This is a genomic window from Shigella flexneri 2a str. 301, assembly GCF_000006925.2.
Lineage (GTDB): Bacteria > Pseudomonadota > Gammaproteobacteria > Enterobacterales > Enterobacteriaceae > ECMA0423.
This window is the reverse complement of the sequence record NC_004337.2, coordinates 1,963,596-1,988,066: the sequence shown is the minus strand read 5'-3', so window position 1 is coordinate 1,988,066 and position 24,471 is coordinate 1,963,596. Positions and strand designations below refer to the sequence as shown.

The 24,471-nt window shown below is 50.4% G+C and carries 24 protein-coding genes, 2 pseudogenes and 4 other annotated features (1 of these 30 cut by a window edge); of the genes and pseudogenes, 19 read left to right on the top strand and 7 right to left on the bottom strand.

All coding sequences use genetic code 11. From position 1 onward, the window contains the following. Window positions 1-165 precede the first annotated feature (165 nt). Window positions 166-831: a hypothetical protein gene (gene yecA, locus SF1954; protein ID NP_707798.1), complete on the top strand. Its 666-nt coding sequence runs from the start codon at window positions 166-168 to the stop codon at window positions 829-831. A gap of 61 nt (window positions 832-892) precedes the next feature. Here yecA and tyrP read toward each other — a convergent pair whose 3' ends face one another. Beyond that, on the bottom strand, window positions 893-2,104 hold the full coding sequence (gene tyrP, locus SF1953; RefSeq protein NP_707797.1) for a tyrosine transporter TyrP: 1,212 nt from the start codon (window positions 2,102-2,104) through the stop codon (window positions 893-895). 189 nt (window positions 2,105-2,293) lie between these two features. On the opposite strand from tyrP, the gene yecH reads away from it, so the two are divergent. Then, on the top strand, window positions 2,294-2,533 hold the full coding sequence (gene yecH / locus SF1952; RefSeq protein ID NP_707796.1) for a hypothetical protein: 240 nt from the start codon (window positions 2,294-2,296) through the stop codon (window positions 2,531-2,533). Between the two features lie 36 nt (window positions 2,534-2,569). Here yecH and ftn read toward each other — a convergent pair whose 3' ends face one another. Both ftn and SF1950 read right to left on the bottom strand, forming a co-directional pair. Beyond that, window positions 2,570-3,067, bottom strand: coding sequence for a ferritin (ftn, locus tag SF1951; protein NP_707795.2), 498 nt, complete (start codon window positions 3,065-3,067; stop codon window positions 2,570-2,572). Window positions 3,068-3,237: 170 nt separating this feature from the next. Beyond that, window positions 3,238-3,561, bottom strand: a complete 324-nt coding sequence (locus SF1950) for a hypothetical protein (RefSeq protein NP_707794.1) — start codon at window positions 3,559-3,561, stop codon at window positions 3,238-3,240. 463 nt (window positions 3,562-4,024) lie between these two features. On the opposite strand from SF1950, the gene SF1950a reads away from it, so the two are divergent. Further along, the gene (locus SF1950a) at window positions 4,025-4,276 is read left to right on the top strand and encodes a hypothetical protein (protein YP_008439259.1); all 252 of its coding nucleotides are present in this window, start codon (window positions 4,025-4,027) and stop codon (window positions 4,274-4,276) included. Window positions 4,277-4,355: 79 nt separating this feature from the next. Here SF1950a and yecI read toward each other — a convergent pair whose 3' ends face one another. Beyond that, window positions 4,356-4,859 carry a ferritin gene (yecI, locus tag SF1948; RefSeq protein NP_707792.1) on the bottom strand — a complete coding sequence of 168 codons (504 nt, stop codon included), beginning with the start codon at window positions 4,857-4,859 and terminating at the stop codon, window positions 4,356-4,358. Window positions 4,860-5,655: 796 nt separating this feature from the next. After that, window positions 5,656-6,645 (top strand) — a sequence feature (Similar to Escherichia coli K12 L-arabinose-binding periplasmic protein gi: 1788211 (330 aa). BLAST with identity of 97% in 329 aa. This CDS contains an in-frame stop codon. The sequence has been checked and is believed to be correct.). Between yecI and araF the strand changes: the two are divergent. The 5 genes and pseudogenes from araF to otsA all read left to right on the top strand — a co-directional run bounded on the left by araF (window position 5,656) and on the right by otsA (window position 10,616). Then, a pseudogene (araF, locus tag SF1947) lies at window positions 5,656-6,645 on the top strand. Its footprint overlaps the feature before it by 990 nt. A 69-nt stretch (window positions 6,646-6,714) precedes the next feature. Beyond that, complete coding sequence (gene araG / locus SF1946; RefSeq protein NP_707791.2) at window positions 6,715-8,229, top strand: L-arabinose transporter ATP-binding protein; 1,515 nt, start codon at window positions 6,715-6,717, stop codon at window positions 8,227-8,229. Window positions 8,230-8,240: 11 nt separating this feature from the next. Beyond that, window positions 8,241-9,230 (top strand): L-arabinose transporter permease, encoded by a 990-nt coding sequence (gene araH / locus SF1945; RefSeq protein ID NP_707790.1) that lies wholly within the window; start codon window positions 8,241-8,243, stop codon window positions 9,228-9,230. Between the two features lie 166 nt (window positions 9,231-9,396). Continuing rightward, window positions 9,397-10,197, top strand: a complete 801-nt coding sequence (gene otsB / locus SF1944) for a trehalose-6-phosphate phosphatase (RefSeq protein ID NP_707789.2) — start codon at window positions 9,397-9,399, stop codon at window positions 10,195-10,197. Further along, window positions 10,172-10,616, top strand: a sequence feature (Similar to Escherichia coli K12 trehalose-6-phosphate synthase gi: 1788206 (475 aa). BLAST with identity of 97% in 148 aa. This CDS has been truncated. The sequence has been checked and is believed to be correct.). Its footprint overlaps the gene before it by 26 nt. Then, window positions 10,172-10,616, top strand: a pseudogene (gene otsA / locus SF1943). (Overlaps the previous feature by 445 nt.) Before otsB ends, otsA begins: the two are co-directional and overlap by 26 nt. A gap of 3 nt (window positions 10,617-10,619) precedes the next feature. Next, window positions 10,620-11,387 (bottom strand) — a mobile genetic element. Here the strand turns inward: otsA and insB are convergent. Then, complete coding sequence (gene insB / locus SF1942) at window positions 10,635-11,030, bottom strand: insertion element IS1 protein InsB (RefSeq protein ID NP_707788.1); 396 nt, start codon at window positions 11,028-11,030, stop codon at window positions 10,635-10,637. It overlaps the preceding feature by 396 nt. Continuing rightward, entirely contained in the window at window positions 11,057-11,332 is a 276-nt protein-coding gene (gene insA, locus SF1941; protein NP_707787.1) for an insertion element IS1 protein InsA, read from the bottom strand. It lies within the feature at window positions 10,620-11,387. A 207-nt stretch (window positions 11,388-11,594) precedes the next feature. Here insA and flhC point away from each other — a divergent pair. The 11 genes from flhC to cheZ all read left to right on the top strand — a co-directional run bounded on the left by flhC (window position 11,595) and on the right by cheZ (window position 23,046). Next, window positions 11,595-12,173 (top strand): transcriptional activator FlhC, encoded by a 579-nt coding sequence (gene flhC / locus SF1940; RefSeq protein ID NP_707786.1) that lies wholly within the window; start codon window positions 11,595-11,597, stop codon window positions 12,171-12,173. A 126-nt stretch (window positions 12,174-12,299) separates the two neighbouring features. After that, window positions 12,300-13,187 carry a flagellar motor protein MotA gene (motA, locus tag SF1939; protein ID NP_707785.1) on the top strand — a complete coding sequence of 296 codons (888 nt, stop codon included), beginning with the start codon at window positions 12,300-12,302 and terminating at the stop codon, window positions 13,185-13,187. Beyond that, complete coding sequence (gene motB / locus SF1938; RefSeq protein ID NP_707784.1) at window positions 13,184-14,110, top strand: flagellar motor protein MotB; 927 nt, start codon at window positions 13,184-13,186, stop codon at window positions 14,108-14,110. The genes motA and motB overlap by 4 nt, the downstream gene beginning before the upstream one ends. Window positions 14,111-14,114: 4 nt before the next feature. Beyond that, a complete protein-coding gene (cheA, locus tag SF1937; RefSeq protein NP_707783.2) occupies window positions 14,115-16,079 on the top strand; it encodes a chemotaxis protein CheA in 1,965 nt (654 codons plus the stop codon). Between the two features lie 20 nt (window positions 16,080-16,099). Beyond that, a complete protein-coding gene (gene cheW / locus SF1936) occupies window positions 16,100-16,603 on the top strand; it encodes a purine-binding chemotaxis protein (RefSeq protein NP_707782.1) in 504 nt (167 codons plus the stop codon). 144 nt (window positions 16,604-16,747) lie between these two features. Further along, on the top strand, window positions 16,748-18,409 hold the full coding sequence (tar, locus tag SF1935; RefSeq protein ID NP_707781.2) for a methyl-accepting chemotaxis protein II: 1,662 nt from the start codon (window positions 16,748-16,750) through the stop codon (window positions 18,407-18,409). A 45-nt stretch (window positions 18,410-18,454) separates the two neighbouring features. Beyond that, complete coding sequence (tap, locus tag SF1934; RefSeq protein ID NP_707780.2) at window positions 18,455-20,056, top strand: methyl-accepting protein IV; 1,602 nt, start codon at window positions 18,455-18,457, stop codon at window positions 20,054-20,056. Between the two features lie 18 nt (window positions 20,057-20,074). Then, window positions 20,075-20,935: a chemotaxis methyltransferase CheR gene (gene cheR, locus SF1933; RefSeq protein NP_707779.1), complete on the top strand. Its 861-nt coding sequence runs from the start codon at window positions 20,075-20,077 to the stop codon at window positions 20,933-20,935. 2 nt (window positions 20,936-20,937) lie between these two features. Continuing rightward, window positions 20,938-21,987 carry a chemotaxis-specific methylesterase gene (gene cheB, locus SF1932; protein NP_707778.1) on the top strand — a complete coding sequence of 350 codons (1,050 nt, stop codon included), beginning with the start codon at window positions 20,938-20,940 and terminating at the stop codon, window positions 21,985-21,987. Between the two features lie 14 nt (window positions 21,988-22,001). Further along, a complete protein-coding gene (gene cheY, locus SF1931; RefSeq protein ID NP_707777.1) occupies window positions 22,002-22,391 on the top strand; it encodes a chemotaxis regulatory protein CheY in 390 nt (129 codons plus the stop codon). Window positions 22,392-22,401: 10 nt separating this feature from the next. Then, complete coding sequence (gene cheZ, locus SF1930) at window positions 22,402-23,046, top strand: chemotaxis regulator CheZ (protein NP_707776.2); 645 nt, start codon at window positions 22,402-22,404, stop codon at window positions 23,044-23,046. 460 nt (window positions 23,047-23,506) lie between these two features. Continuing rightward, window positions 23,507-24,471, bottom strand: a mobile genetic element; it runs 299 nt beyond the window's last position. Here the strand turns inward: cheZ and SF1928 are convergent. Next, entirely contained in the window at window positions 23,550-24,368 is an 819-nt protein-coding gene (locus tag SF1928; protein NP_707774.1) for an insertion sequence element IS600 protein, read from the bottom strand. Its footprint overlaps the feature before it by 819 nt.

The following is a 24,471-nucleotide window of genomic DNA, read 5'->3' as shown; positions in this document are numbered from 1 at the left end:
AAGCAGTGTCGTGAAACCACCTTCGGGTGGTTTTTTTGTGCCTGCAACTTGTCGTTACACCCTCCTTAATTTTTAATCACCGGCAAAGCCACTCAAAAAGTATCTCTGATACGGACCGGCATGTAAGATAGGTGCTGGCGAGTTGAGATCCACAAGGAAAAGCGTATGAAAACGGGACCGTTAAACGAAAGTGAGTTGGAATGGCTGGACGATATTCTGACCAAATACAACACTGACCACGCCATCCTTGATGTGGCGGAGCTGGACGGTTTATTGACGGCGGTGTTGAGTTCTCCGCAAGAGATTGAACCAGAACAGTGGCTGGTTGCCGTGTGGGGTGGGGCTGACTATGTGCCGCGTTGGGCGTCAGAGAAAGAGATGACGCGCTTTATGAACCTGGCTTTTCAACATATGGCCGATACCGCAGAGCGTCTGAACGAATTCCCGGAGCAGTTTGAGCCGTTATTCGGCTTGCGAGAAGTTGATGGCAGCGAGCTGACGATTGTTGAGGAGTGGTGCTTTGGCTATATGCGGGGCGTGGCACTTTCTGACTGGTCAACGTTGCCCGATTCTTTAAAACCAGCGCTGGAGGCGATTGCGCTGCACGGTACTGAGGAAAACTTCGAGCGGGTAGAGAAAATGTCGCCAGAAGCGTTTGAAGAGAGCGTAGATGCCATTCGACTGGCGGCGCTTGATTTACATGCATACTGGATGGCGCATCCGCAGGAAAAAGCTGTTCAGCAACCGATCAAAGCAGAAGAGAAACCGGGGCGTAACGATCCTTGTCCGTGCGGCAGTGGTAAGAAATTTAAGCAGTGCTGCCTGCATTAAGAGGTCACATTGGGTGTCAGCGTTAATTCTGGCACCCAATAAGGAATTTGAGGCTATCTGATCACCCCACTTCTGGTAACAACCCTGCCGCAATCAAAAATTGCACGCCAATCACAGCAATACCACAGAGAAACACCACCACCAGCGCCGGACGACCACCTTTGACCCGGTAACCCGCCTGAGGATTGTGCTTTCTGCTTTGCCAGGTCAATAGTGAAGGGATAATCAATGCCAGTACCGCCAGCGCCACACCGGCGTAACCCAGCGCCATCACAAATCCTCGTGGATAAAACAGTGCAAACGCCAACGGCGGCAGAAAGGTAATTGCACCAGTTTGCAATCGTCCACCAACGGTATTTGAACGCTGAAACAAATCAGCCAGATAATCAAATAAGCCTAACGCAACGCCGAGAAATGACGTGGCGAGGGCTAAATCAGCAAATAAATGCACCGCCAGCTCAACATGCGGAGAGGCCACCATTTCGCGTAACGCCTGTAACAGCCCGTTTAATCCAGCATGATTAGCCAGCAATCCCATAAAGGTTGTTGAATCAATGCTGCCAAGCGTCGCCACCTGCCAGAAAATATATGCCACCAGGGGGATGGCACTACCGATTATAAACACCCAGCGTAGCTTACGAATGTTGCCATCCATATAGCTGACAATACTCGGCACGCTACCGTGAAAACCAAACGACGTAAAAATCACCGGGATTGCAGACAGTGCCAGCCCCTGTTGCAACGGCAGGGTTAAAAGATTCACTTTGTGAATATGCGGTAGCAGCAATACCAGCATCACCACCAGAAAAATAATTTTGGCGCTGAACAGAAAACGGTTAAATAAATCGACCAGCGATGTTCCAACACAAACCACGCCACCGGCAACAAAAGTGAACAACAGCACGCCAGCGGTTGCCGACATTGAAATACCTGTCCAGTCGCTGATGCTGGAGGCCAACAATTCACCGGCACCGCTGATGTATGCTGCAGTCAGAGCATACATTAAGAACATCATACTGAAGCCTGTCAGCCATTGACCGTAGCGTCCCAGATAGCGTTTTGCCAGCGTGCCCAGACCGGTATCTGCCGGAACATGCTGGTACACCTCCAGCAGTAATAGCGCCGTGTAGCACATCAACGCCCAAAGCCCAATCAACAAGATTAACGTAACGCTAAAACCAACACCGGCCGCAGCCAGCGGCATTGCCAGCATGCCTGCGCCAATTGTGGTTCCCGCCACGATAAAAACACTTCCCAGGGTTCTGTTTTTCACGCTTTCTTCTGTCCTGACGATCTTTATGAGTGATATCTGCGGCGCAGGTTAAGGCATAACGGCTGCTTCGTCAAACCGACGTTACATATTGTGTAAATATAAATGTACAATAAAAGCATTCAGTCCTGCGCTGGCGCAAAGTCTTCATAAGCGGTAATCGCTACGCTAGGCTTTTTTTGAGGAGGAACGATGGACTCTATTCACGGTCATGAAGTGTTAAATATGATGATTGAATCAGGCGAGCAATATACGCATGCCAGTCTGGAAGCTGCGATTAAAGCGCGTTTTGGTGAACAGGCACGTTTTCACACGTGCTCGGCAGAAGGGGTGACAGCGGGAGAGCTGGTAGCGTTTCTGGCAGCAAAAGGCAAATTTATACCTTCAGAAGAAGGTTTTTCGACCGATCAGAGTAAGATTTGCCGTCACTGATTTGAAACGGCGGCAGAAACCTGCCGCCGGAGAGCATTAGTTTTGTGTGTCGAGGGTAGAGAGTTCTTTGTCGATAAAATACAGACCTTCGCCGCTTTTGCCTGCCAGGCTTAATTTATCAATAATCGATTTGAACAGTTTCTCTTCTTCATGCTGCTCAGAAACATACCACTGCAGGAAATTAAATGTTGGGTAGTCCTGATTGGTCATTGCAGCATGAGCCAGTTCGTTAATTTTCTGGGTGATTAATTGTTCGTGTTTATAGGTTTCCTGGAATAATTCATCAAGTGAGGAATATTCAGCAAACGGAGATTCAACGGTATTAATACGCGGTAAATTGCCGGTATCAGTCAGGTAATCAAACAGACGCTGCATATGCGTCATCTCTTCCTGGGCGTGACGGCGCAGGAACGCGGCAGCACCTTCGAAGGTATGATAGCTGCACCAGGCGCTCATTTGCTGATAAAGCAGTGAAGAGTACAGTTCCAGGTTCATCTGCTCATTAAGTTTTTCAATCATTTCTGGTTTCAGCATGATAGTGCTCCACAAAGGTTATATTTGTTGCTGTGGCGTCACTATAATTTGTTATTTTATTATTTGCAAAAGGTAAAATATAAACTTCAATTATTAAAAATACGAATGGGAATAAAACGCATTACCGCTATTTCTTTAATCAGCGAAGATCCCCTCGCTGATTAAAATATTTAGAGAAAGACAGGGAAGGCGGAATGATGGCACTGATATGACAAAGTGAATTCCGTATTCAAACATAAGGAACCCGCAAAAAGGCTACAGTTGCCTACTGGCTGACCAAAGGGGATCGCGTGGGTATAGCCTTCCTGCTGGCATGCGCGATCGGCGATCCCGCGACTGACATAACGATCGGTATGGGCATGCTGCAAAAAAGCCTGGTCATAAACCAACCGTACAATACCTGTTGCCGCGTCAACTTCGCTCACATGGGCCTGGCGAGTAACCGTACACCCCGCCAGCGTTATTAATGAAAGAGTCAGAATCAGAAGTCTCATGGTCCAGCCAGAAGAGTAAGAGAAAGCACTATTTTACGCGTTACAGCGCTGCGACAATGGCCGGAAAAGACGCCTGGCAGGCGCTATTTCTTGCCATCTGTAGGTGTCAGAAATAGGGGGGCTGTTTTTTGATTATCATTTTTATAACATTAAAGGGGTATTTATGTGATTTGTATCACATAAAGATTGATTTTTGTGATGGTTGTCATATTATAAGCGCAAAGACAATAACACCTGTATAACAAATGGTCGGAGTGCCGCGATGAAACTGCGCAAAATCCTGAAAAGTATGTTCAATAACTATTGCAAGACGTTCAAAGACGTACCGCCAGGCAATATGTTCCGATAACAAAAAACCTGCTCCGGCAGGTTTTTTTGTGTCCTGATGACGGTGGATGTGACTATCGCTGAAGATGTGAAGCCGCTACTATAACGGCTTTCAAAATGCTATCAGGAGTTTACGATGTCCCAGCCGCTGAATGCCGATCAGGAACTGGTTTCTGATGTGGTAGCTTGCCAGTTGGTTATCAAACAAATTCTGGATGTTCTCGATGTAATCGCGCCCGTTGAAGTTCGTGAAAAAATGTCCAGTCAGCTGAAGAATATCGACTTTACTCATCATCCCGCTGCCGCAGACCCGGTCACCATGCGGGCAATCCAAAAAGCCATCGCGCTGATTGAACTCAAGTTTACCCCACAGGGTGAATCCCATTAAAAAAACCGCTGCTTCAAACAGATGAGGCAGCGGTTTCTCAAAAACTTCATCGGCGCAATGTATTAGCGCCGATGTATGATCAATGCAGCTGGTGTGACACGACATTCAGAACATGTTGGTCGGTCTGCACAGGGCACATACCCGCAAGTTTCGCACTGCGCACTTCATCAAGAATGGTTTGCAGCAACAGGCCATCATGCTGCTGTTCTTTTTCCAGATCGCGCAGGAAATTGACGGTTGAATCATCATTCAGTTCTTTCGCTTCATCGGCTAACTGCGCCAGAGTGCTTGAACGTTGCTCGTATTCTTCCATCGTTTTTTGGAACAGTTCTTCCAGAGAGTTCAGTTTTTCACCTGGAACATCAATGGCTTTAACGATGGGGGTAGCGCCGACACTCTTCATAAAGTTAAACATGCGCATCATTTGGGTCACATTACTCTGTGCCTGGGCGCGAAGGAAAGTGGCGGTGCCGTTCAGACTCTGTTCAGAACACCAGTTACTCAGGTGAAGGTAGAGATTGGATGCGTAAAACTCGCGGTTCATTTGAGAGTTGAGTTTGAGAAGCATTCCAGCGGTTGCCATACCTAATATCCTTATATCCAGAAGTGGAGAGGTGCAAGATAAATCAAAACACCATAATTACTGTTTGCAGAATAATTCCTTTCTGCCGGTCCGAAATGTGATCGTGGAGTCAATTCTGACGATGATCTGAAATAAGAATAACGTCTGAACGGTTATAAGAAAATGCTTAAATCATCAAGTTTATATATTTTTACATTTCATTGGTGAAATCAATGTAAATGCAATGAATTTTAATGATAGTGCTTTTTGTATCTTGTTGATATTAATCGATGAATTTGAATTCATGATGAAGTGATGATTTTATAAAACGTTTTTTCATTTTTGCGAGATGGCTCTCATTATACGTGTTCTGTTAATTAATGAGCACAGTGATAATTAATGGCGAAATGAATGACGCGCATTTTCCACATCTTTGAGTTGTGGTTATTACACCATTTCAAAAACTCAACGCCAGGTAATGCGGCCTATTGACTGGTTAAAAAGAAGACATCCCGCATGGGTACCGAAGACAACAAGGATTTCCAGGCTAATCTTATGGATTAATCTGCTGTGCATTCAACAATTTGTCTGACAAATTGGCTTTTCCTTATGTCTTTTCCCGCTAAATTTATGCACGTTCTCACTGTAATTCTGCGATGTGATATTGCTCTCCTATGGAGAATTAATTTCTCGCTAAAACTATGTCAACACGGTCACTTATCTTTTAGATAAAAGGTAATGCTTTGTTTTCCGATTAATTTAACGAATGTCATTCGTTTTTGCCCTACACAAAACGACACTAAAGCTGGAGAGAACCATGCACAAATTTACTAAAGCCCTGGCAGCCATTGGTCTGGCAGCCGTTATGTCACAATCCGCTATGGCGGAGAACCTGAAGCTCGGTTTTCTGGTGAAGCAACCGGAAGAGCCGTGGTTCCAGACCGAATGGAAGTTTGCCGATAAAGCCGGGAAGGATTTAGGGTTTGAGGTTATTAAGATTGCCGTGCCGGATGGCGAAAAAACATTGAACGCGATCGACAGCCTGGCAGCCAGTGGCGCAAAAGGTTTCGTTATTTGTACTCCGGACCCGAAACTCGGCTCTGCCATCGTCGCGAAAGCGCGTGGCTACGATATGAAAGTCATTGCAGTGGATGACCAGTTTGTTAACGCCAAAGGTAAGCCAATGGATACCGTTCCTCTGGTGATGATGGCGGCGACTAAAATTGGCGAACGTCAGGGCTAGGAACTGTATAAAGAGATGCAGAAACGTGGCTGGGATGTCAAAGAAAGCGCAGTGATGGCGATTACCGCCAACGAACTGGATACCGCCCGCCGCCGTACAACGGGTTCTATGGACGCACTGAAAGCTGCAGGATTCCCGGAAAAACAAATTTATCAGGTACCTACCAAATCTAACGACATCCCGGGGGCATTTGACGCTGCCAACTCAATGCTGGTTCAACATCCGGAAGTTAAACATTGGCTGATCGTCGGTATGAACGACAGCACCGTACTTGGCGGCGTACGTGCAACCGAAGGTCAGGGCTTTAAAGCAGCCGATATCATCGGTATTGGTATTAACGGTGTGGATGCAGTAAGCGAACTGTCTAAAGCACAGGCAACCGGCTTCTACGGTTCCCTGCTGCCAAGCCCGGACGTACATGGCTATAAATCCAGCGAAATGCTTTACAACTGGGTAGCAAAAGACGTTGAAACGCCAAAATTTACCGAAGTTACAGACGTGGTACTGATCACGCGTGACAACTTTAAAGAAGAACTGGAGAAAAAAGGTTTAGGCGGTAAGTAATTTGCCGGAAAAATTCCCCTCTGCATGATGCAGAGGGGGTGTGAACGACCAGTGATTCACGGAGACGTTATGCAACAGTCTACCCCGTATCTCTCATTTCGCGGCATCGGTAAAACGTTTCCCGGCGTTAAGGCGCTGACGGATATTAGTTTTGACTGCTATGCCGGTCAGGTTCATGCGTTGATGGGTGAAAATGGCGCAGGAAAATCAACTCTCTTAAAAATCCTCAGCGGCAACTATGCGCCAACCACGGGTTCTGTAGTGATTAATGGGCAGGAAATGTCCTTTTCCGACACGACCGCAGCACTTAACGCGGGTGTGGCGATTATTTACCAGGAACTGCATCTCGTGCCGGAAATGACCGTCGCGGAAAACATCTATCTCGGCCAGCTGCCGCATAAAGGCGGCATTGTGAATCGCTCATTGCTGAATTATGAGGCGGGTTTACAACTTAAACATCTTGGTATGGATATTGACCCGGACACGCCGCTGAAATATCTCGCCATTGGTCAGTGGCAGATGGTTGAAATCGCCAAAGCGCTGGCGCGTAACGCTAAAATTATCGCCTTTGATGAGCCAACCAGCTCCCTTTCTGCCCGCGAAATCGGCAATCTTTTCCGCGTTATTCGTGAACTGCGAAAAGAGGGGCGGGTGATCTTATACGTTTCTCACCGTATGGAAGAAATATTTGCCCTCAGCGATGCCATCACTGTCTTTAAAGATGGACGTTATGTCAAAACCTTTACCGATATGCAGCAGGTTGACCACGACGCGCTGGTGCAGGCGATGGTCGGGCGCGACATTGGCGATATCTACGGCTGGCAACCTCGTAGTTATGGCGAGGAGCGCCTGCGTCTTGATGCTGTGAAAGCACTAGGCGTGCGTACGCCAATAAGTCTGGCGGTTCGCAGTGGTGAAATTGTTGGGCTGTTTGGTCTGGTAGGGGCGGGGCGTAGCGAATTAATGAAAGGCTTGTTTGGCGGGACGCAAATCACCGCCGGTCAGGTTTATATCGACCAACAGCCGATCGATATTCGTAAACCGAGCCACGCCATTGCCGCAGGCATGATGCTCTGCCCGGAAGCTCGCAAAGCGGAAGGCATTATTCCCGTGCACTCCGTTCGCGACAATATCAACATCAGTGCCAGACGCAAACATGTGCTCGGCGGTTGTGTAATCAACAACAGTTGGGAAGAAAACAATGCCGATCAGCACATTCGTTCGCTCAACATCAAAACGCCGGGCGCGGAGCAACTGATCATGAATCTCTCAGGCGGAAATCAGCAAAAAGCCATTCTGGGCCGCTGGTTATCGGAAGAGATGAAGGTCATTTTGCTGGATGAACCTACGCGCGGCATTGATGTTGGCGCTAAGCACGAAATATATAACGTAATTTATGCGCTGGCGGCGCAGGGCGTGGCGGTGCTGTTTGCCTCCAGCGACTTACCTGAAGTCCTCGGCGTTGCCGACCGGATTGTGGTGATGCGGGAAGGCGAAATCGCCGGTGAATTGTTACACGAGCAGGCAGATGAGCGTCAGGCACTGAGCCTTGCGATGCCTAAAGTCAGCCAGGCAGTTGCCTGAGTAAGGAGAGTATGATGTCTTCTGTTTCTACATCGGGGTCTGGCGCACCTAAGTCGTCATTCAGCTTCGGGCGTATCTGGGATCAGTACGGCATGCTGGTGGTGTTTGCGGTGCTCTTTATCGCCTGTGCCATTTTTGTCCCAAATTTTGCCACCTTCATTAATATGAAAGGGTTGGGCCTGGCAATTTCCATGTCGGGGATGGTGGCGTGTGGCATGTTGTTCTGCCTTGCTTCCGGTGACTTTGACCTTTCTGTCGCCTCCGTAATTGCCTGTGCGGGTGTCACCACGGCGGTGGTTATCAACCTGACTGAAAGCCTGTGGATTGGCGTGGCAGCGGGTTTGTTGCTGGGCGTTCTCTGTGGCCTGGTCAATGGCTTTGTTATCGCCAAACTGAAAATAAATGCTCTGATCACGACACTGGCAACGATGCAGATTGTTCGAGGTCTGGCGTACATCATTTCAGACGGTAAAGCGGTCGGTATCGAAGATGAAAGCTTCTTTGCCCTTGGTTACGCTAACTGGTTCGGTCTGCCTGCGCCAATCTGGCTCACCGTCGCGTGTCTGATTATCTTTGGTTTGCTGCTGAATAAAACCACCTTTGGTCGTAATACCCTGGCGATTGGCGGGAACGAAGAGGCTGCGCGTCTGGCGGGTGTACCGGTTGTTCGCACCAAAATTATTATCTTTGTTCTCTCTGGCCTGGTATCTGCGATAGCCGGAATTATTCTGGCTTCACGTATGACTAGTGGGCAGCCAATGACGTCGATTGGTTATGAGCTTATTGTTATCTCCGCCTGCGTTTTAGGTGGCGTTTCTCTGAAAGGTGGCATCGGAAAAATCTCATATGTGGTGGCGGGTATCTTAATTTTAGGCACCGTGGAAAACGCCATGAACCTGCTTAATATTTCTCCTTTCGCGCAGTACGTGGTTCGCGGCTTAATCCTGCTGGCAGCGGTGATCTTCGACCGTTACAAGCAAAAAGCGAAGCGCACTGTCTGATGCTTTTTTCCACAACAACTTAACGTTTTTTCCCACCACAGCCAGCCGCCACAACGGTTGGCTGTTCTTCGTTGCAAATGGCGACCTCCGTCACACTGTCTATACTTACATGTCTGTAAAGCGCGGTCTGCGCAACACAATAAGAAAAGAGAAGGAGGAGAGCCGGGTGACAGAACCGTTAACCGAAACCCCTGAACTATCCGCGAAATATGCCTGGTTTTTTGATCTTGATGGAACGCTGGCGGAAATCAAACCGCATCCCGATCAGGTCGTCGTGCCTGACAATATTCTGCAAGGACTACAGCTACTGGCAACCGCAAGTGATGGTGCATTGGCATTGATATCAGGGCGCTCAATGGTGGAGCTTGACGCACTGGCAAAACCTTATCGCTTCCCGTTAGCGGGCGTGCATGGGGCGGAGCGCCGTGACATCAATGGTAAAACACATATCGTTCATCTGCCGGATGCGATTGCGCGTGATATTAGCGTGCAACTGCATACGGTCATCGCTCAGTATCCCGGCGCGGAGCTGGAGGCGAAAGGGATGGCTTTTGCGCTGCATTATCGTCAGGCTCCGCAGCATGAAGACGCATTAATGACATTAGCGCAACGTATTACTCAGATCTGGCCACAAATGGCGTTACAGCAGGGAAAGTGTGTTGTCGAGATCAAACCGAGAGGTACCAGTAAAGGTGAAGCGATTGCAGCCTTTATGCAGGAAGCTCCTTTTATCGGGCGAACGCCCGTATTTCTGGGCGATGATTTAACCGATGAATCTGGCTTCGCAGTCGTTAACCGACTGGGCGGAATGTCAGTAAAAATTGGCACAGGTGCAACTCAGGCATCATGGCGACTGGCGGGTGTGCCGGATGTCTGGAGCTGGCTTGAAATGATAACCGCCGCATTACAACAAAAAAGAGAAAATAACAGGAGTGATGACTATGAGTCGTTTAGTCGTAGTATCTAACCGGATTGCACCACCAGACGAGCACGCCGCCAGTGCCGGTGGCCTTGCCGTTGGCATACTGGGGGCACTGAAAGCCGCAGGCGGACTGTGGTTTGGCTGGAGTGGTGAAACAGGGAATGAGGATCAGCCGCTAAAAAAGGTAACATTACGTGGGCCTCTTTTAACCTCAGCGAACAGGACCTTGACGAATACTACAACCAATTCTCCAATGCCGTTCTCTGGCCCGCTTTTCATTATCGGCTCGATCTGGTGCAATTTCAGCGTCCTGCCTGGGACGGCTATCTACGCGTAAATGCGTTGCTGGCAGATAAATTACTGCCGCTGTTGCAAGACGATGACATTATCTGGATCCACGATTATCACCTGTTGCCCTTTGCGCATGAATTACGCAAACGTGGGGTGAATAATCGCATTGGTTTTTTGGTAATGACTCCAACTTACTGATAGTGTTTTATGTTCAGATAATGCCCGATGACCTTGTCATGCAGCTCCACCGATTTTGAGAACGACAGTGACTTCCGTCCCAGCCTTGCCAGATGTTGTCTCAGATTCAGATTATGTCGCTCAATGCGCTGAGTGTAACGCTTGCTGATAACGTGCAGCTTTCCCTTCAGGCGTGATTCATACAGCGGCCAGCCATCCGTCATCCATACCACGACCTCAAAGGCCGACAGCAGGCTCAGAAGACGCTCCAGTGTGGCCAGAGTGCGTTCCCCGAAGACGTGCGCCACAACCGTCCTCCGTATCCTGTCATACGCGTAAAACAGCCAGCGCTGACGTGATTTAGCACCGACGTAGCCCCAATGTTCGTCCATTTCAGCGCAGACAATCACATCACTGCCCGGTTGTATGCGCGAGGTTACCGACTGCGGCCTGAGTTTTTTAAGTGACGTAAAACCGTGTTGAGGCCAACGCCCATAATGCGTGCACTGGCGCGACATCCGACGCCATTCATGGCCATATCAATGATTTTCTGGTGCGTACCGGGCTGAGAGGCGGTGTAAGTGAACTGTAGTTGCCATGTTTTACGGCAATGAGAGCAGAGATAGCGCTGATGTCCGGCAGTGCTTTTGCCGTTACGCACCACGCCTTCAGTAGCGGAGCAGGAAGGACATCTGATGGAAATGGAAGCCACGCAAGCACCTTAAAATCACCATCATACACTAAATCAGTAAGTTGGCAGCATTACCGACTCTTCCGCAAATGGTTAAGCTGGCAGAAACCAATCAGCTGGTTTGTCACTTCCGTTTTGACAGCCACCAGACGATTACTCAGTTGACGCAAGATTCCCGCGTTGACGATCTCCAGCAAATTCATACCGGCATCATGCTCTCAACACGCTTGCTGAATGATGTTAACCAGCCTGAAGAAGCGCTGCGCAAGAAAAGGGCCTGATCATGAGTGAAAAAAGCATTGTTCAGGAAGCGCGGGATATTCAGCTGGCAATGGAATTGATCACCCTGGGCGCTCGTTTGCAGATGCTGGAAAGCGAAACACAGTTAAGTCGCGGACGCCTGATAAAACTTTATAAAGAACTGCGCGGAAGCCCACCGCCGAAAGGCATGCTGCCATTCTCAACCGACTGGTTTATGACCTGGGAACAAAACGTTCATGCTTCGATGTTCTGTAATGCATGGCAGTTTTTACTGAAAACCGGTTTGTGTAATGGCGTCGATGCGGTGATCAAAGCCTACCGTTTATACCTTGAACAGTGCCCACAAGCAGAAGAAGGACCACTGCTGGCATTAACCCGTGCCTGGACATTGGTGCGGTTTGTTGAAAGTGGATTACTGCAACTTTCCAGCTGCAACTGCTGCGGCGGCAATTTTATTACCCACGCTCACCAGCCTGTTGGCAGCTTTGCCTGCAGCTTATGTCAACCGCCATCCCGGGCAGTAAAAAGACGTAAACTTTCCCAGAATCCTGCCGATATTATCCCACAACTGCTGGATGAACAGAGAGTACAGGCTGTTTAACTGATACGGTGTGGCGCAACATTCCAGCAGCGGTAACGACGTACCGCTGCTTTTTTTTTCCCCAATCGCGCGTTAACGCCTGACGACTGAACATCCTGTCATGGTCAACAGTGGAAGGATGATGTCGTGCTTATCTTATTAGGTTACCTGGTTGTTCTCGGTACAGTTTTCGGCGGTTATTTGATGACCGGTGGAAGCCTTGGAGCACTCTATCAACCCGCTGAACTGGTGATTATTGCCGGTGCAGGGATTGGGTCGTTTATCGTCGGCAATAATGGCAAAGCGATTAAAGGCACGCTGAAAGCGCTGCCGTTGCTGTTTCGTCGCTCCAAATACACCAAAGCAATGTATATGGATCTGCTGGCTCTGCTTTATCGGTTGATGGCGAAATCGCGGCAGATGGGGATGTTTTCGCTGGAACGTGATATTGAAAATCCCCGTGAGAGCGAGATCTTCGCCAGCTACCCACGCATCCTCGCGGATAGCGTCATGCTTGATTTTATCGTCGATTATCTGCGCCTGATTATCAGCGGTCACATGAACACCTTCGAAATCGAAGCCCTGATGGATGAAGAGATTGAGACGCACGAAAGCGAGGCAGAAGTCCCGGCGAACAGTCTGGCGCTGGTCGGGGACTCACTTCCGGCGTTTGGTATTGTCGCGGCTGTAATGGGGGGCGTTCACGCGTTAGGTTCAGCCGATCGTCCTGCCGCCGAGCTGGGGGCGCTTATCGCACATGCGATGGTGGGGACTTTCCTCGGTATTTTATTGGCTTACGGATTTATTTCCCCACTAGCGAGTGTTTTACGTCAGAAAAGCGCCGAAACCAGCAAAATGATGCAGTGCGTCAAAGTCACTCTGCTTTCTAATCTGAACGGTTACGCACCGCCTATCGCCGTTGAGTTTGGTCGCAAAACGCTCTATTCCAGCGAACGTCCGTCGTTTATTGAACTGGAAGAGCATGTGCGTGCGGTGAAAAATCCGCAACAACAGACGACAACCGAGGAAGCATGAAGAATCAAGCGCATCCGATTATTGTCGTCAAACGACGCAAAGCCAAAAGCCACGGGGCAGCACATGGATCGTGGAAGATTGCTTATGCCGACTTTATGACTGCGATGATGGCCTTTTTTCTGGTGATGTGGCTGATCTCCATCTCCAGCCCAAAAGAGTTGATTCAGATTGCGGAGTACTTCCGGACTCCACTGGCGACAGCGGTTACGGGCGGCGATCGCATTTCCAATAGTGAAAGCCCAATTCCCGGCGGTGGTGATGATTACACCCAAAGCCAGGGGGAAGTGAATAAGCAGCCGAACATCGAAGAGCTGAAAAAACGCATGGAGCAAAGTCGATTGCGGAAATTGCGGGGTGATCTCGACCAGTTGATAGAGTCCGATCCGAAACTGCGGGCGTTACGTCTCCATCTCAAAATCGATCTGGTCCAGGAAGGTCTACGTATTCAGATCATCGATAGCCAGAATCGCCCGATGTTTAGAACCGGCAGTGCCGATGTCGAACCCTATATGCGCGACATTCTGCGCGCCATCGCGCCTGTGCTGAACGGTATTCCCAACCGTATTAGCCTTTCAGGTCATACCGATGATTTTCCCTACGCCAGCGGTGAGAAAGGTTACAGCAACTGGGAGCTTTCTGCCGATCGGGCCAATGCATCCCGCCGCGAACTGATGGTCGGAGGGTTGGATAGCGGCAAAGTGTTACGTGTCGTCGGCATGGCGGCAACGATGCGCTTAAGCGATCGCGGACCTGATGATGCCGTCAACCGTCGCATCAGCCTGTTGGTACTGAACAAACAAGCCGAACAGGCCATTTTGCATGAAAACGCCGAAAGCCAGAATGAGCCAGTAAGCGCCCTAGAAAAACCTGAGGTTGCACCACAGGTCAGTGTTCCCACAATGCCATCAGCCGAACCGAGGTGACAGCGTGAGCATCGATATAAGCGATTTTTATCAGACATTTTTTGATGAAGCGGACGAACTGTTGGCTGATATGGAGCAGCATCTGCTGGTTTTGCAGCCGGAAGCGCCAGATGCCGAACAATTGAATGCCATCTTTCGGGCTGCCCACTCGATCAAAGGAGGGGCAGGAACTTTTGGCTTCAGCGTTTTGCAGGAAACCACGCATCTGATGGAAAACCTGCTCGATGAAGCCAGACGAGGTGAGATGCAACTCAACACCGACATTATCAATCTGTTTTTGGAAACGAAGGACATCATGCAAGAACAGCTCGACGCTTATAAACAGTCGCAAGAGCCGGATGCCGCCAGCTACGATTATATCTGCCAGGCCTTGCGTCAACTGGCATTAGAAGCGAAAGGCGAAACGCCATCCGCAGTGACCCGATTAAGTGTGGTTGCCAAAAGTGAACCGCAAGATGAGCAAAGTCGCAGTCAGTTGCCGCGACGAATTATCCTTTCGCGCCTGAAGGCCGGCGAAGTCGACCTGCTGGAAGAAGAGCTGGGGCATCTGACAACGTTAAATGACGTGGTGAAAGGGGCGGATTCTCTCTCGGCAATATTACCGGGCGATATCGCCGAAGATGACATCACAGCGGTACTCTGTTTTGTGATTGAAGCCGATCAGATTACCTTTGAAACAGTAGAAGTTTCGCCAAAAATAGCTACCCCACCTGTGCTTAAACTGGCAGCCGAACAAGCGCCAACCGGCCGCGTGGAGCGGGAAAAAACGACGCGCAGCAGTGAATCCACCAGCATCCGTGTAGCGGTAGAAAAGGTTGATCAATTAATTAACCTCGTCGGCGAGCTGGTTATCACCCAGTCCATGCTTGCCCAGCGTTCCAGCGAACTGGACCCGGTTAATCATGGTGATTTGATTACCAGCATGGGGCAGTTACAACGTAACGCCCGTGATTTGCAGGAATCAGTGATGTCGATTCGCATGATGCCGATGGAATATGTCTTTAGTCGCTATCCCCGGCTGGTGCGTGATCTGGCGGGAAAACTCGGCAAGCAGGTAGAACTGACGCTGGTGGGCAGTTCCACCGAGCTCGACAAGAGCCTGATAGAACGCATTATCGACCCGCTGACCCACCTGGTACGCAATAGCCTCGATCACGGTATTGAACTGCCAGAAAAACGGCTCGCCGCAGGTAAAAACAGCGTCGGAAATTTAATTCTGTCTGCCGAACATCAGGGCGGCAACATTTGCATTGAAGTGACCGACGATGGGGCGGGGCTAAACCGTGAGCGAATTCTGGCAAAAGCGGCCTCGCAAGGTTTGACTGTCAGCGAAAACATGAGCGACGACGAAGTTGCAATGCTGATATTTGCACCAGGCTTCTCCACGGCAGAGCAGGTCACCGACGTCTCCGGGCGCGGCGTCGGCATGGACGTCGTTAAACGTAATATCCAGGAGATGGGCGGTCATGTCGAAATCCAGTCGAAGCAGGGTACTGGCACTACGATCCGCATTTTACTGCCGCTGACGCTGGCCATCCTCGACGGCATGTCCGTACGCGTTGCGGATGAAGTTTTCATTCTGCCGCTGAATGCTGTTATGGAATCACTGCAACCCCGTGAAGCCGATCTCCATCCACTGGCCGGCGGCGAGCGGGTGCTGGAAGTGCGGGGTGAATATCTGCCCATCGTCGAACTGTGGAAAGTGTTCAACGTCGCGGGCGCGAAAACCGAAGCCACCCAGGGAATTGTGGTGATCTTACAAAGTGGCGGTCGCCGCTACGCCTTGCTGGTGGATCAATTAATTGGTCAACACCAGGTTGTGGTTAAAAACCTTGAAAGTAACTATCGCAAAGTCCCCGGCATTTCTGCTGCGACCATTCTTGGCGACGGCAGCGTGGCACTGATTGTTGATGTCTCCGCCTTGCAGGCGATAAACCGCGAACAACGTATGGCGAACACCGCCGCCTGAATGAGTAAAAAGGTAACAATATGACCGGTATGACGAATGTAACAAAGCTGGCCAGCGAGCCGTCAGGCCAGGAATTTCTGGTATTTACCCTTGGTGATGAAGAGTACGGTATTGATATCCTGAAAGTGCAGGAGATCCGTGGCTACGATCAGGTAACACGGATTGCGAACACGCCAGCGTTTATCAAAGGCGTCACGAATCTGCGCGGCGTTATTGTGCCGATTGTTGACTTACGAATTAAGTTCAGCCAGGTGGATGTGGACTATAACGACAACACGGTAGTTATCGTCCTGAATCTCGGACAGCGGGTGGTCGGCATCGTGGTTGACGGCGTTTCAGACGTGCTTTCATTGACGGCGGAGCAAATTCGTCCGGCACCAGAGTTTGCCGTGACGCTTTCAACAGAATATCTCACTGGACTGGGCGCACTGGGCGACCGTATGTTGATTCTGGTGAACATCGAAAAACTGCTGAACAGCGAAGAGATGGCGCTGTTAGATAGCGCGGCGTCAGAAGTGGCGTAATTCTCCCGATTTCCTCAATTGAAATGAACCCGATGATCTGCGCATCGGGTTTTTTATTTCAATTTCGCGGCGGGTGGCATCAGCAATAAAGTTTCCCCCCTTCTTGCCGATAACGAGATCAACTTGTTTTCAGGAAGGTGCCTTATGATTAACCGTATCCGCGTAGTCACGCTGTTGGTAATGGTGCTGGGGGTATTCGCACTGTTACAGCTTATTTCCGGCAGTTTGTTTTTTTCTTCCCTTCACCATAGCCAGAAGAGCTTTGTGGTTTCCAATCAATTACGGGAACAGCAGGGCGAGCTGACGTCAACCTGGGATTTAATGCTGCAAACGCGCATTAACCTGAGTCGTTCAGCGGTGCGGATGATGATGGATTCCTCCAATCAACAAAGTAACGCCAAAGTTGAATTGCTCGATAGCGCCAGGAAAACATTGGCCCAGGCCGCGACGCATTATAAAAAATTCAAAAGCATGGCACCGTTACCTGAAATGGTCGCTACCAGCCGTAATTTTGATGAAAAATATAAAAACTATTACACAGCGTTAACTGAACTGATTGATTATCTTGATTATGGCAATACTGGAGCTTATTTCGCTCAGCCAACCCAGGGAATGCAAAATGCAATGGGCGAAGCGTTTGCTCAGTACGCCCTCAGCAGTGAAAAACTGTATCGCGATATCGTCACTGACAACGCAGATGATTACCGATTTGCCCAGTGGCAACTGGCGGTTATCGCGCTGGTGGTGGTATTGATTCTGCTGGTGGCGTGGTACGGCATTCGCCGTATGTTGCTTACTCCGCTGGCAAAAATTATTGCTCACATTTGCGAAATCGCCGGTGGTAACCTGGCGAATACCCTGACCATTGACGGGCGCAGTGAAATGGGTGACCTGGCGCAGAGCGTTTCACATATGCAACGCTCTTTGACTGACACCGTCACTCATGTCCGCGAAGGTTCAGATGCCATCTATGCCGGTACCCGTGAAATTGCGGCGGGCAACACCGATCTTTCCTCCCGTACTGAACAGCAGGCATCCGCGCTGGAAGAAACTGCCGCCAGCATGGAGCAGCTCACCGCGACAGTGAAGCAAAACGCCGATAACGCCCGCCAGGCCTCGCAACTGGCGCAAAGTGCCTCCGACACCGCCCAGCACGGCGGCAAAGTGGTGGATGGCGTAGTGAAAACGATGCATGAGATCGCCGATAGTTCGAAGAAAATTGCCGACATTATCAGCGTTATCGACGGTATTGCCTTCCAGACTAATATCCTCGCGCTGAATGCCGCGGTTGAAGCCGCGCGTGCGGGTGAACAGGGCCGTGGTTTTGCCGTGGTGGCGGGTGAAGTGCGTAATCTTGCCAGTCGCAGCGCCCTGGCGGCAAAAGAGATCAAAGCCCTCATTGAAGACTCCGTCTCGCGCATTGATACCGGTTCGGTGCTGGTCGAAAGCGCCGGGGAAACAATGAACAATATCGTCAATGCTGTCACTCGCGTGACTGACATTATGGGCGAGATTGCATCGGCATCGGATGAACAGAGCCGTGGCATCGATCAAGTCGCATTGGCGGTTTCGGAAATGGATCGCGTCACGCAACAGAACGCATCGCTGGTGCAGGAATCAGCTGCCGCCGCAGCTGCGCTGGAAGAACAGGCGAGTCGTTTAACGCAAGCGGTTTCCGCGTTCCGTCTGGCAGCCAGCCCACTCACCAATAAACCGCAAACACCATCCCGTCCTGCCAGTGAGCAACCACCGGCACAGCCACGACTGCGAATTACTGAACAAGATCCAAACTGGGAAACATTTTGACGAGTTTTTACTAACGCGGTCATTGCCGCCTGATGGGGAGCGTTGATGTTTAATCGTATTCGAATTTCGACCACGCTGTTTTTAATTTTGATTCTCTGCGGGATCTTGCAGATTGGCAGTAACGGCATGTCTTTTTGGGCATTTCGCGACGATTTGCAACGACTGAATCACGGCGAGCAGAGCAATCAGCAACGTGCGGCATTAGCGCAAACTCGGGCGGTAATGTTACAGGCCAGTACCGCGCTGAACAAAGCAGGCACTCTGACAGCGCTTAGCTATCCGGCGGATGACATTAAAACGTTGATGACGACGGCGCGCGCCAGTCTGACGCAATCCACCACGCTGTTTAAAAGTTTTATGGCGATGACTGCGGGCAACGAGCACGTCAGGGCATTGCAAAAAGAGACGGAGAAAAGTTTTGCCCGCTGGCACAACGATCTCGAACATCAGGCGACCTGGCTTGAAAGTAATCAACTTTCGGATTTCCTCACTGCGCCGGTGCAGGGATCACAGAATGCGTTTGACGTTAACTTTGAGGCCTGGCAGCTGGAGATCAACCATGTGCTGGAAGCCGCCAGTGCGCAAAGCCAGCGTAACTATCAGATTTCGGCGCTGGTGTTTATCAGCATGATTATTGTTGCGGCGATCTACATCAGCAGTGCGCTGTGGTGGACGCGCAAGATGATTGTTCAACCACTGGCCATTATCGGTAGCCATTTTGACAGCATTGCTGCGGGTAATCTGGCGCGTCCGATTGCGGTATATGGTCGTAATGAGATCACCGCCATTTTTGCCAGCCTGAAGACCATGCAGCAGGCTTTGCGTGGGACGGTGAGTGATGTGCGTAAGGGAAGCCATGAGATGCACATTGGGATCGCGGAGATTGTCGCAGGCAATAACGATCTCTCAAGTCGTACCGAACAGCAGGCGGCATCGCTGGCACAAACGGCCGCCAGTATGGAGCAATTAACCGCCACGGTAGGGCAAAACGCCGATAACGCACGACAGGCGTCGGAACTGGCAAAAAATGCCGCGACAACGGCGCAGGCGGGCGGTGTTCAGGTCAGTACCATGACTCACACCATGCAGGAGATCGCCACCAGCTCGCAAAAAATTGGCGACATTATCAGCGTTATCGACGGAATTGCTTTCCAGACCAATATTCTGGCCCTGAATGCGGCAGTGGAAGCGGCTCGCGCCGGAGAGCAGGGGCGTGGTTTTGCGGTAGTGGCAGGTGAAGTGCGCAATCTTGCCAGCCGTAGCGCGCAGGCAGCAAAAGAGATCAAAGGGCTGATCGAAGAGTCAGTCAATCGTGTCCAGCAGGGTTCGAAACTGGTGAATAACGCCGCCGCGACCATGACCGATATTGTCAGTTCGGTGACCCGCGTGAACGACATTATGGGAGAAATTGCTTCGGCGTCGGAAGAACAACGGCGGGGGATTGAGCAGGTTGCACAGGCTGTCAGCCAGATGGATCAGGTGACTCAGCAGAACTCCTCGCTGGTAGAAGAAGCGGCGGTGGCAACGGAACAACTGGCGAATCAGGCCGACCATCTTTCGTCGCGTGTGGCGGTATTTACCCTTGAAGAACATGAAGTAGCACGACATGAGTCGGCGCAGTTACAAATTGCGCCAGTGGTATCCTGAAGTGATTGAGAAGGCGCTATGACTTCATCTCTGCCCTGTGGGCAAACGTCTTTATTGTTACAGATGACCGAGCGCCTGGCGCTTTCCGACGCGCATTTTCGGCGGATAAGTCAATTGATCTATCAACGAGCCGGGATCGTTCTGGCTGACCATAAACGCGACATGGTTTACAACCGACTGGTTCGTCGTTTGCGTTCTCTGGGACTGACGGATTTCGGTCATTATCTGAACTTGCTGGAATCTAATCAGCACAGCGGTGAGTGGCAGGCGTTTATCAATTCGCTGACCACGAATCTGACGGCATTTTTCCGTGAGGCTCATCATTTCCCTCTGCTCGCGGATCACGCACGTCGCCGTTCTGGCGAGGATCGCGTATGGAGCGCGGCGGCTTCGACCGGCGAAGAGCCGTACAGCATTGCGATGACTCTGGCTGACACATTGGGCACCGTGCCCGGACGCTGGAAAGTGTTTGCCAGTGATATCGACACCGAAGTGCTGGAAAAAGCCAGAAGCGGTATCTATCGCCATGAAGAGTTGAAAAACCTGACGCCGCAGCAACTGCAACGGTATTTCATGCGAGGGACGGGACCGCATGAAGGGCTGGTACGCGTGCGTCAGGAGCTGGCGAACTATGTTGATTTTGCCCCGCTGAATTTACTGGCGAAACAGTACACCGTGCCGGGGCCGTTTGATGCGATCTTCTGTCGTAACGTCATGATCTACTTCGATCAAACTACCCAGCAGGAGATTTTGCGCCGCTTTGTTCCGCTCCTTAAACCCGACGGATTGCTGTTTGCGGGTCACTCTGAAAACTTTAGCCACCTCGAGCGCCGCTTCACGCTGCGTGGTCAGACGGTGTATGCGCTAAGTAAGGATTAACGATGAGCAAAATCAGGGTGTTATCTGTCGATGATTCGGCACTGATGCGCCAGATCATGACAGAAATCATCAACAGCCATAGCGACATGGAAATGGTGGCGACCGCGCCTGATCCGCTGGTTGCGCGTGACTTGATTAAGAAATTCAATCCCGATGTGCTGACGCTGGATGTTGAAATGCCGCGGATGGACGGACTGGATTTCCTCGAAAAATTAATGCGTTTGCGTCCAATGCCCGTTGTGATGGTTTCTTCCTTGACCGGCAAAGGATCAGAAGTCACGCTGCGCGCGCTGGAGCTGGGGGCAATAGATTTTGTCACCAAACCGCAACTGGGTATTCGCGAAGGAATGCTGGCGTATAGCGAAATGATTGCTGAAAAGGTGCGTACGGCAGCAAAGGCGAGCCTTGCAGCACATAAGCCATTGTCAGCACCGACAACGCTGAAGGCAGGGCCGTTGTTGAGTTCTGAAAAACTGATTGCGATTGGTGCTTCAACGGGTGGAACTGAGGCAATTCGTCACGTACTGCAACCGTTGCCGCTTTCCAGCCCGGCATTGTTAATTACCCAACATATGCCGCCCGGTTTCACCCGCTCTTTTGCCGACAGACTTAATAAGCTTTGCCAGATCGGGGTTAAAGAAGCCGAAGACGGAGAACGTGTCTTGCCGGGGCATGCCTATATTGCGCCGGGCGATCGGCATATGGAACTGGCGCGTAGTGGCGCAAATTATCAAATCAAAATTCACGACGGCCCGGCGGTTAACCGTCATCGGCCTTCGGTAGATGTGTTGTTCCATTCTGTCGCCAAACAGGCGGGGCGTAATGCGGTTGGGGTGATCCTGACCGGTATGGGCAACGACGGCGCGGCGGGAATGTTGGCGATGCGTCAGGCGGGGGCATGGACCCTTGCGCAAAACGAAGCAAGTTGCGTGGTGTTCGGCATGCCGCGCGAGGCCATCAATATGGGTGGTGTCTGCGAAGTGGTCGATCTTAGCCAGGTAAGCCAGCAAATGTTGGCAACAATTAGTGCCGGACAGGCGATACGTATTTAAATCAGGAGTGTGAAATGGCGGATAAAGAACTTAAATTTTTGGTTGTGGATGACTTTTCCACCATGCGACGCATAGTGCGTAACCTGCTGAAAGAGCTGGGATTCAATAATGTTGAGGAAGCGGAAGATGGTGTCGACGCTCTCAATAAGTTGCAGGCAGGCGGTTATGGATTTGTTATCTCCGACTGGAACATGCCCAATATGGATGGCCTGGAATTGCTGAAAACAATTCGTGCGGATGGCGCGATGTCGGCATTGCCAGTGTTAATGGTGACTGCAGAAGCGAAGAAAGAGAACATCATTGCTGCGGCGCAAGCGGGGGCCAGTGGCTATGTGGTGAAGCCATTTACCGCCGCGACGCTGGAGGAAAAACTCAACAAAATCTTTGAGAAACTGGGCATGTGAGGATGCGACTATGATGCAACCATCAATCAAACCTGCTGACGAGCATTCAGCTGGCGATATCATTGCGCGCATCGGCAGCCTGACGCATATGCTGCGCGACAGTTTGCGGGAACTGGGGCTGGTTCAGGCCATTGCCGAAGCGGCGGAAGCCATCCCCGATGCGCGCGATCGTTTGTACTATGTTGTGCAGATGACCGCCCAGGCTGCGGAGCGGGCGCTGAACAGTGTTGAGGCGTCACAACCGCATCAGGATCAAATGGAGAAATCAGCAAAAGCGTTAACCCAACGTTGGGATGACTGGTTTGCCGATCCGATTGACCTTGCCGACGCCCGTGAACTGGTAACAGATACACGACAATTTCTGGCAGATGTACCCGCGCATACCAGCTTTACTAACGCGCAACTGCTGGAAATCATGATGGCGCAGGATTTTCAGGATCTCACCGGGCAGGTTATTAAGCGGATGATGGATGTCATTCAGGAGATCGAACGCCAGTTGCTGATGGTGCTGTTGGAAAACATCCCGGAACAGGAGTCGCGTCCAAAACGTGAAAACCAGAGTTTGCTTAATGGACCTCAGGTCGATACCAGCAAAGCCGGCGTGGTAGCCAGTCAGGATCAGGTGGACGATTTGTTGGATAGTCTTGGATTTTGATTTGTATTGCCTGAACTTCGGCCTGCGCGATGATGCCAAGCCGATAGCAGGGTGGCGGGTATCGTTCAGGGAGTACGTGGAGGATGGTTATTTGTAGTTTGATAATTTTAGATCAGCGAAGCGTGATTGTTGCGCCAGTAAATTTATCAATGCATTAAATTGTGAACGAGAAAATGACGATGACTGGTAGTGCAGTACATCGTAGTGATGCCATACTTCATAACGTTTTTTCGTCAGTTCATGGTGCAAGAAATGACAGAGTTCCGGCCCTAAACTCTTTACCTGCTTAGTAAAAATAGTGCGTAAAATCTTCGTTACCGAACCGCTTGGATTGGGGTTAGTATGAAGAACAAGTTCAAGATGTCTGCGGTTTAAGTCGGTCAAGTAATTATCTTTACTGATAATTTTTTCACTACGTAGATCATAGAGCACGGCATCCCAACTCATTAGCGTAGTGTTTTGAGGTGTACTGGCAATAGCGGACACTACCATTTGTTCTTTTTTTAAGCAGCCATCTGATGATATTTTTCCCTGAAGGCTGCCGGGGAGATATTCCCCAGACGAGAGTGACGACGCTGACGATTGTAGAAAATCTCAATGTATTCCCGTATTACTGAGATGGCTTCATCCCGGTTATTAAAACGATAGTGGCTCAGGCTCTCATTTTTCAGCGTTCCCCAGAAGCTTTCCATCGGAGCGTTGTCGTAACAGTTACCTTTACGCGACATTGATGTTTTCAGACCAGACTGCTCCTGTATGACCCGGTAATCGTATGCGCAGTACTGTGAACCTCGATCAGAGTAGTGGATTAGCCCGGCAGGTGGGCGCTGGCTCCTGAGCGCCATAAACAGGGCTTTACCTGTCAGCTCTTTTGTCATGCGCTCTCCCATGGCGTAGCCGACAATTTCGCACGTATAAACATCTTTGATGCCAGCGAGGTACAACCATCCCTCCTGTGTGGCAACATACGTCAGGTCCGCCACCCAGACCTGATTTGGTGCTGTAGGAGCGAACGTCTGGTTCAGCAGATTTGGCGCAACTGGCAGATTGTGGTTCGGGTTCGTAGTCGCTCTGAACTTGCGTTTCTGCTTACAGCGTAGCCTCAGCTCCTTACGAAGACGTGCCAGTCGGTCACGACCAACGATGATGCCATTCTCTGCCAGCTCCGTCTGGAGCCGCCGGGTTCCATATGTTTCGCGAGTGCGGATATGTGCCACCTTAATCTCCAGTTTTAGCCGCTCATCACTTTGTTTTCTGTCTGAGGGTTCATGCTGTACCCAGTTGTAATAACCGCTCCTGGATACACCAAATACCTGACACATCGCTTCAATGGGAAATTGTTGTCGCCATTGTTCGATTAACGCGTATTTTTCAGCGACTCCTGTGCAAAATACGCTGTTGCTTTTTTTAATATATCTCGCTCAA

Coding starts and splice junctions, on each gene's coding strand:
- yecA (NP_707798.1), top strand. CDS start 166: ATGAAAACGGGACCGTTAAACGAAAGTGAGTTGGAATGGCTGGACGAT.
- yecH (NP_707796.1), top strand. CDS start 2,294: ATGGACTCTATTCACGGTCATGAAGTGTTAAATATGATGATTGAATCA.
- ftn (NP_707795.2), bottom strand. CDS start 3,067: ATGCTGAAACCAGAAATGATTGAAAAACTTAATGAGCAGATGAACCTG.
- SF1950 (NP_707794.1), bottom strand. CDS start 3,561: ATGAGACTTCTGATTCTGACTCTTTCATTAATAACGCTGGCGGGGTGT.
- SF1950a (YP_008439259.1), top strand. CDS start 4,025: ATGTCCCAGCCGCTGAATGCCGATCAGGAACTGGTTTCTGATGTGGTA.
- yecI (NP_707792.1), bottom strand. CDS start 4,859: ATGGCAACCGCTGGAATGCTTCTCAAACTCAACTCTCAAATGAACCGC.
- araG (NP_707791.2), top strand. CDS start 6,715: ATGCAACAGTCTACCCCGTATCTCTCATTTCGCGGCATCGGTAAAACG.
- araH (NP_707790.1), top strand. CDS start 8,241: ATGATGTCTTCTGTTTCTACATCGGGGTCTGGCGCACCTAAGTCGTCA.
- flhC (NP_707786.1), top strand. CDS start 11,595: ATGAGTGAAAAAAGCATTGTTCAGGAAGCGCGGGATATTCAGCTGGCA.
- motB (NP_707784.1), top strand. CDS start 13,184: ATGAAGAATCAAGCGCATCCGATTATTGTCGTCAAACGACGCAAAGCC.
- cheW (NP_707782.1), top strand. CDS start 16,100: ATGACCGGTATGACGAATGTAACAAAGCTGGCCAGCGAGCCGTCAGGC.
- tar (NP_707781.2), top strand. CDS start 16,748: ATGATTAACCGTATCCGCGTAGTCACGCTGTTGGTAATGGTGCTGGGG.
- tap (NP_707780.2), top strand. CDS start 18,455: ATGTTTAATCGTATTCGAATTTCGACCACGCTGTTTTTAATTTTGATT.
- cheR (NP_707779.1), top strand. CDS start 20,075: ATGACTTCATCTCTGCCCTGTGGGCAAACGTCTTTATTGTTACAGATG.
- cheB (NP_707778.1), top strand. CDS start 20,938: ATGAGCAAAATCAGGGTGTTATCTGTCGATGATTCGGCACTGATGCGC.
- cheY (NP_707777.1), top strand. CDS start 22,002: ATGGCGGATAAAGAACTTAAATTTTTGGTTGTGGATGACTTTTCCACC.
- cheZ (NP_707776.2), top strand. CDS start 22,402: ATGATGCAACCATCAATCAAACCTGCTGACGAGCATTCAGCTGGCGAT.
- SF1928 (NP_707774.1), bottom strand. CDS start 24,368: ATGTGTCAGGTATTTGGTGTATCCAGGAGCGGTTATTACAACTGGGTA.